7 protein-coding genes and 1 pseudogene are annotated in these 6,402 nt (G+C 37.5%); 3 read left to right on the forward strand and 5 right to left on the reverse strand.

What is annotated here, in order from left to right; translation table 11 throughout:
* Positions 1-106: 106 nt before the first annotated feature.
* The 3 genes and pseudogenes from VF675_RS13285 to VF675_RS13295 all read left to right on the forward strand — a co-directional run.
* Positions 107-448 (forward strand): hypothetical protein, encoded by a 342-nt coding sequence (locus VF675_RS13285; RefSeq protein WP_104472901.1) that lies wholly within the window; start codon positions 107-109, stop codon positions 446-448.
* A gap of 68 nt (positions 449-516) precedes the next feature.
* Positions 517-750, forward strand: coding sequence for a DUF6500 family protein (locus VF675_RS13290; RefSeq protein ID WP_111885980.1), 234 nt, complete (start codon positions 517-519; stop codon positions 748-750).
* 117 nt (positions 751-867) lie between these two features.
* Positions 868-1,149: pseudogene (locus VF675_RS13295) on the forward strand (winged helix-turn-helix transcriptional regulator); the annotation flags it as partial.
* A gap of 54 nt (positions 1,150-1,203) precedes the next feature.
* Here VF675_RS13295 and VF675_RS13300 read toward each other — a convergent pair.
* The 5 genes from VF675_RS13300 to VF675_RS13320 form a co-directional block, all read right to left on the reverse strand.
* Positions 1,204-1,701: a Csu type fimbrial protein gene (locus VF675_RS13300; RefSeq protein ID WP_440205351.1), complete on the reverse strand. Its 498-nt coding sequence runs from the start codon at positions 1,699-1,701 to the stop codon at positions 1,204-1,206.
* Positions 1,702-1,746: 45 nt separating this feature from the next.
* Positions 1,747-2,472: a fimbrial biogenesis chaperone gene (locus tag VF675_RS13305; protein ID WP_440205352.1), complete on the reverse strand. Its 726-nt coding sequence runs from the start codon at positions 2,470-2,472 to the stop codon at positions 1,747-1,749.
* A gap of 175 nt (positions 2,473-2,647) precedes the next feature.
* Positions 2,648-5,047 carry a fimbria/pilus outer membrane usher protein gene (locus VF675_RS13310; protein ID WP_440205353.1) on the reverse strand — a complete coding sequence of 800 codons (2,400 nt, stop codon included), beginning with the start codon at positions 5,045-5,047 and terminating at the stop codon, positions 2,648-2,650.
* Between the two features lie 15 nt (positions 5,048-5,062).
* Positions 5,063-5,782: a fimbrial biogenesis chaperone gene (locus VF675_RS13315; protein WP_440205354.1), complete on the reverse strand. Its 720-nt coding sequence runs from the start codon at positions 5,780-5,782 to the stop codon at positions 5,063-5,065.
* 22 nt (positions 5,783-5,804) lie between these two features.
* On the reverse strand, positions 5,805-6,314 hold the full coding sequence (locus tag VF675_RS13320) for a Csu type fimbrial protein (protein WP_440205355.1): 510 nt from the start codon (positions 6,312-6,314) through the stop codon (positions 5,805-5,807).
* Positions 6,315-6,402 lie beyond the last annotated feature (88 nt).

Below are 6,402 nucleotides of genomic sequence, written 5' to 3' on the forward strand. Positions count from 1 at the left end.
CTATATTTCAGAACGGCTTGCTTTAATATAATGATATTTAAAGAGAAATATCAAGCATTACGTATAAGGTGTATTATGTTAATTTTAGGGAAATTAAAGAGTAGAAATGAACTTAAATCTAAATAATAAAAAATTTGTAAATGCTAAAAATACATCTAATGGAGAAGTATCTCACGAGACTATTTTTAATTATTACCAAGTAGGTGAGCGTATAGAAGCTACCTATTCTGGTGGCAGTATTACCAATGGACATTTACTAGGTTTCATGACTTCTGAAAAAACTTTCACGATGGCATACCACCACATCAATGAGATGAATGAATTACGTATAGGTGAATGTAATACTGAGATTGAGATCCAAGCCAATGGAAAAATTAAGTTAATTGAAAACTGGCAATGGCGTAATGGAGACTGTTCTACAGGCGAATCAATACTTGTTGAAATGTAAGGTAGAAATAAATAAAGCCCTGATCTTAGATCGGGGCTTCGTAATTAATTTTAGAGAAAGTTAAAAACATGAGAAAAGAGTTAAGAGAAATATTTATTCATGGATGTAATGAGAAAATTGAGAAGAAAGGAGATAGCGTAGGTTTATCTTTCTATGCCTTTTTCAAGAATAAAAATGATAATCCTGAGCTTTTAATGGAAGCAGCTAATTGGTGGATCATGCAACATAAATTAGATCATTTCGAAAAAGCTGTAAAAATTAAAGCTCTTGTTTTAAGTGAATCTTCGCTTAACTTAACATAATGGCTGTTATACGAAATGAAAATGTAAGCCCCAAGTAGAAATGTCCGGTTTCTCCAAAGTAAAAATGTCCGCTTTTAGAATATGCGCTTTTGCGATTTTCTTAGCGGATGGTTTGATATGTTAGTGTCTATGTCTGACAAGGAAATACAATGTCTTGCAGTCCTGCAATATGTTCGAGATCAACGTATTACACAAGTCCGTGCTGCTGAAATTCTGAATCTTTCAACCCGTCAAATTACCTGGTTATTGCAGAAGCTCAAGCAAGACGGTGTTTCAGGTCTGGCGCATGCCAGTCGTGGTCAACCGGGTCATCGTCGCCATAACGACCTGTTAAAATCAGAATGTCTTTCCATTATTTCTGAACATTTGCTTGGCTTTGAATCAACCTTAGCCCATGAGTTGTCCATTATTTTGGATAGGATCAGATCTACTCATCATTCTAACTAAGATTACTTATTGATAGGTAACGGTGACCATGACTTTATCAATATAAGTTCCAGGAGGTACTGTTGACTGACCAGCAGGAATTTTACCATAAACAATATGATCTACTGTAGTTTGGCTTATTAATAAAAGATCCACACTCCCAGAAATAAATATTGTTCCACCATTTCCATCACCCCAAATTCTGTTATCAGTTTCAGATGTGTATAGATTATATTCGAGCATATTGGAACCGCTGGCCATTTTTCGAGGATCGAATGTATTTGAGTTTGTACCTGTATTAAGTTTAATCTGGTATGGAATAAGTAGCCCAAGAACTCCTCCACATGTTACGCTCACCTTCCCACTATTAGAATTCACTAAAGATGATGATAATGGTCTGTACTCTCCGAATGATACCTGTGTGGTGGCGACTGAACATGAACAAAGCACGGTACAGAGTGCAAATGCTGATTTAGACCACATCATAGCGAACATCAGTAGACATAAAAGAAAAAAATTTTTCATTTAATTACCTTTTTCAAATTCAATTTTCATCAATATTAAAATGTTCTATTTATTGTAGGGTGGAATGGTTAATGAAAAACTCTGGCGACCACCATCAGTTTTAATTTCAAGTATGAAAGGATGTTCAAATAATTGGAACTTTGGGGTGATTTCCCAATAATGACTGTGTCCTGGAAAAACAACATCATTCACTTGGGTAACGGCTAAAGGACTAAAATCTGCACCCGAAACTGGTTTTCGTAGTGTCAATTCGTTTACTAAAACATGTGTATTGCCTTGATTGTTAAGTTTAATAATGATGTTGCCATTGGCTTTTTGCTGAGCTTGCCATTGTTGAAGTCTAATTAGGGTTGTAGGAGATACATATACGGGCAAGTTTAGCTGTAGGAGAATAGTGAGATTTTTAGGTTGATCTTCAATATCAGATTGTTCTGTTGAGGCTAAAGGTAACTCGGTTAACATTAATCTGTATGCTTTCTCTTTGGCAAGCGATGGTATTCGTGTGCCAACATGTAGAACCTGTGATTTACCAGGTAAAAGTGTCAATAATTGTGGTTTTACCCAAACTTCCTGTGTAGGCATGTATTGATTTTGACCGTATGATTGTATCCAGGAAAGTATTTCTGCCTGAATAGTGGCTTTTTGATTACCATGATTGCTAACCGTGATAATGCCTTTATTATTATGTGTATCAAGTCTTAGACCAGTGGGCATTACTCCAAAACTACCTGCATGAGTGACTTGGAACAGCGCTTGTAATAAAATACACATGAAAAAAATCGAAATCACATTCAATTTAAAACGTCCAATCATAGTGGATGAAGGTAATAATTTGTAGTGAATATTAGATAACTCATAGCTTGAAGCTCCTCAATCTCCAGATTATCAATGTGAAAGTATAAAAAGATTTTATTTGATCAAATATAGATAAAGACAAAATATAATTTTAATTTCCGCATGCTAAAGGGCCTATACGAGGTTCACCTGAGCCTTTAAAATCTAATGGGATCTTCAATTTACAAGATCCAGTTGGCCAGGTGACTGTGATGTGATTCACTTTAGACAGATTCACCAGATACACTTCACCTCTTTTACCAACAACAAATTCGTCATCACGTCCAGCCAATTTTACTGTAGCTCCTAATGGCACAGGTGAGTTATCAGGCTGTTTAAGGGTAATTAATGCATTATAAGATCGACGTACAGGTAAATTTAAAAATATGCCGCTTCTGGCATAAGGCAAGGCATATTCTTCCGTACCGTTAATTTCAGCCTCCAAAGGTAATTCACTTGGATCAAGACTGATTTTATTCTTCTGATAGGGAAGTAAGTTGGGTACAAATGCTAAGCCTTGACTATTCGTATAAGCAACCAATTGATTACTACGGTATACAGGAATCCGCTCAAAATCTGCGACTTTAACAACAGCAAAACTTCCATGACCTATATTTTTTGTTGCAAATGGCAGATTTTGTAACCAGCCTATTGAACCACTTGCACCAAAACGAAACATTGCATCATGCTGTGAATTATCAACGGCTTCTGCGGTAATTTGTCCAATCTTTGTATTCCACGTGAAATTAGCACGCAATTTCTGGTTTGGATTATCACTCGTCCGTATACCCCATCCGATGCCTGGGCCAATTGGTGCCGACTGTGTGAGATCCGCTGTATTTACATAATGACCATCATTACTACGTTGAGAGTTTGCTGAGAAACTGCGCTGTTTACCTAAAGGTATTGTTAGACTTAGTCCACAATTCCAATCTTTATTCTGATCCAGCTGTGTACTTGCGTAGGTATGTAAAAAAATATTTTCCGGAAGAGAAATACTGACATTCGCAGATAATAAACTCAATAAATCACTATTCCAATTTGATTGACTCGTGTAATTTAAACCTATCGAAACATTGTGATAAATAGGTAGACCATATCCAGCAGCAATACGTTGACGTGGCTTTATTTCTTTATCTGTAGAGGCAAATTGATTATAGTCATCGGAAAAATACTCCCATCGGATCGATCCACCACCATTTTTCCCAGTACGTTCTAATCCCATCAAATAATGACCACCCTGGTTATCATGAACATGAGAAAAGCCTACTCCCAGATGTGCAATTGCAAAATTTCCTAAAACATGATCAACTAGCCCGCCAATTGCTTGGCGGTCTTGTTGTAATTCCAAACGACCTTCTACCGTTGTTGTTTTGCTCAAGCCTTGTCGCCAATTTGATGAACTAAAAAAAGCCCCATAGTCATTACTGACGGTACCATAGTTTTCCCGCAGAAAACCTGCCTGAAATGAAAAGTCAGTAAGACCACTTTCTAGCAACTTAGGTGAGGTGTAATAGCTACGTGTAATTATCGTCTGTTCACCGAGCATATTCCGTATTATAAGATTTATTTCTCCAGCTCCAGTAATCACAGGGATATTGGTCAAATCAAATGGACCAGACTTTACTGTTTGTGTTTGACGTCGTTGGTTATTCACCAATACATCGATTGTAGAAGGTAGAGCGGCTGATCCGGAAAGAGAAGGCATTGGATAGGAGATATAACCCGGTTGAAGAGTAAAATCTCGCCCCCAGCGAATACCTGCGAATCTTGCTGGGCGACTCCAATCACTACCAGGATCAAGAGTGTCTCCAATAGTTAAAGATTGCATCCGGTTTGGTAAATCTTTTTGCCAATAAGTCTCTGTTCGAATAGTTTCAGTTTCATTTTTATTGCTACGAATTACACCTCCTATAACAGCAGATCCCCAACCATTAAAAACGATCCCTTCTATTAATGCTCCATAATTCTTCTCATGATGTACCGCATCTGTAACGCTAAGATTGTAATTTATGAATGCCCCGGGCGGAGAAAGATTAGGTAAAGATTCTTTCTGGGAACGCATGTCAAAAAAACTGCCTTTAAATGCTTGGGCTGGTGCATTAATCTCTAATGTCAGTAAACTTCTATCAAATTGATACGTTAGGCCAGTAATTGAATCAAGGATATACCCTTTCTGTGCATCAGGTAATGCTGTTATTTCTTTAACAGGACGTAATCTTGTTAACTCCCATACATCAAGAGGGAGTGCTATGTGGCCATCAGCAAGTTTTTCTACACGATAAATATCTGGTAAAGGTTGTGCATTGATTATAATTTCAACTAGATATGTTTCTGCTGCATTAGAATAGCGCTCTTGAATCTCTTGTTTTGAATTGTTTGTAGTGTTCTGGGCCGCATTGAGATCTGATGAAAATGGTAAAATGCAAAGAACAGTAAATAACACTGAAAATGGTTTTACTAACTCTATTTTTTTTACATGAACCTTGAATGGTAAAAATACATAGATCATTCACCATTGTCCCTATTAACGTTGAGAACCGTCATGTTGCGGTGCCAAAATTGGTTCAATAAACCCCCTTTCAGTTTTTATCTTTACCTTTAGCGGGGCCAATTGTCCGGTGGGTAAATCATAGATCCATTGTTTCCATGCTCCCGCCAGAACAGTGTCGACAATTTTTAGCTCTTTTTGCCAATTAGTTCCTTCTAGATCGATACCAGACAGGCGCATCCGTTGATTGCCTGTATTTTTAATGCGGATACATCCTTTGCCGTTAGGAGCACTACAGTTATGCCAAACAGCATTTTGAATAGGCCTAGTCGTTGGGGATAAGAATATGGGAAGATCATGACTGATCCTGAAAACTACACTATTCGTTTTGATAGAGTCATTTGGAGTAATTGCTGTGATATTTTCCAGGACTAGACGATAACTTTGTTCGATGCTATTTGTTTGAGGATATCGCGGTGTTACTCGAAATATCTGGCTAGCGCCAGCAGCTATTTCAGTAATTGCTGGCACAACAAGTAATTCTCTACTTTCAGAATATTGATCTATACCATCAAGCTGTGACCATGAGAGAGTGTTGACCTGATAATGTAATTTTTTATCTGAGGTATTAGTGACTGTAATTGACGCTACCCTATTTTTTGCAGACAGTTCGACTACAGTAGGAGAAATAGTGACTGCATGAGCCACAGATAAACTAAAAAGAAAGCCGAATACAGACCTAATTAAAAACCACATACCGGCCTCTTTTTAAAAAATGCTACTCATAAGATATTGTTAAATTGGCCACCTGTGTATAACTTCCAGGAGCCGGTTTTAGAGCTTTGTTTATTCTTCCGTATATATTTATATTTTGGGCCTCTCCTGTTCCTGTCACAGAAATAGCACCTACATCAGCAGCAGTACCTAACTCTGTTCCTCGGCCTGCATCTGTGTATAGTTGATAAGCTAATGTATCTGACCCATTAGCTACCATCTTGCGTTCTGCTGGAAGCGTAGAAGAATAAATATTTGCAGCTGTACCTGTCGTACAGGCTACGGAGACAGATATTGAGCTGTCTAAATCAGCAGTGGCATGAGTTGTTAGTGGAAAATACTCACCAAAAGCTAATGTTGCATTACCGATAGAACAAGCCGCGGTAACTGTTGCGGTAACTGTTAACTCACCTGTTGCAGTTGCAGCAAAGGATTGATTTGATAAACCAAGTGCTACAACTAAGCCTACGATTTTACATATATATTTGTGTGAACTATTATTTAATACTTGCATAAATTTTCCAACTTCCCCACGTTCTCTATCATTTAATATAGTTGTTTTTTTTAAAAAAAACCAGTGTTAGCGGCAATGAACCGTACCA

It is taken from the genome of Acinetobacter sp. Lyrl_1 (assembly GCF_051948795.1).
In the GTDB taxonomy this organism is placed as follows: Bacteria; Pseudomonadota; Gammaproteobacteria; order Pseudomonadales; family Moraxellaceae; genus Acinetobacter; species Acinetobacter towneri.

Bases quoted from the DNA above. Each gene is read 5' to 3' on its own strand.
- VF675_RS13320 (WP_440205355.1), bottom strand. From the start codon at position 6,314: ATGCAAGTATTAAATAATAGTTCACACAAATATATATGTAAAATCGTA.
- VF675_RS13285 (WP_104472901.1), top strand. From the start codon at position 107: ATGAACTTAAATCTAAATAATAAAAAATTTGTAAATGCTAAAAATACA.
- VF675_RS13300 (WP_440205351.1), bottom strand. From the start codon at position 1,701: ATGAAAAATTTTTTTCTTTTATGTCTACTGATGTTCGCTATGATGTGG.
- VF675_RS13305 (WP_440205352.1), bottom strand. From the start codon at position 2,472: ATGTGTATTTTATTACAAGCGCTGTTCCAAGTCACTCATGCAGGTAGT.
- VF675_RS13310 (WP_440205353.1), bottom strand. From the start codon at position 5,047: ATGATCTATGTATTTTTACCATTCAAGGTTCATGTAAAAAAAATAGAG.
- VF675_RS13315 (WP_440205354.1), bottom strand. From the start codon at position 5,782: ATGTGGTTTTTAATTAGGTCTGTATTCGGCTTTCTTTTTAGTTTATCT.
- VF675_RS13290 (WP_111885980.1), top strand. From the start codon at position 517: ATGAGAAAAGAGTTAAGAGAAATATTTATTCATGGATGTAATGAGAAA.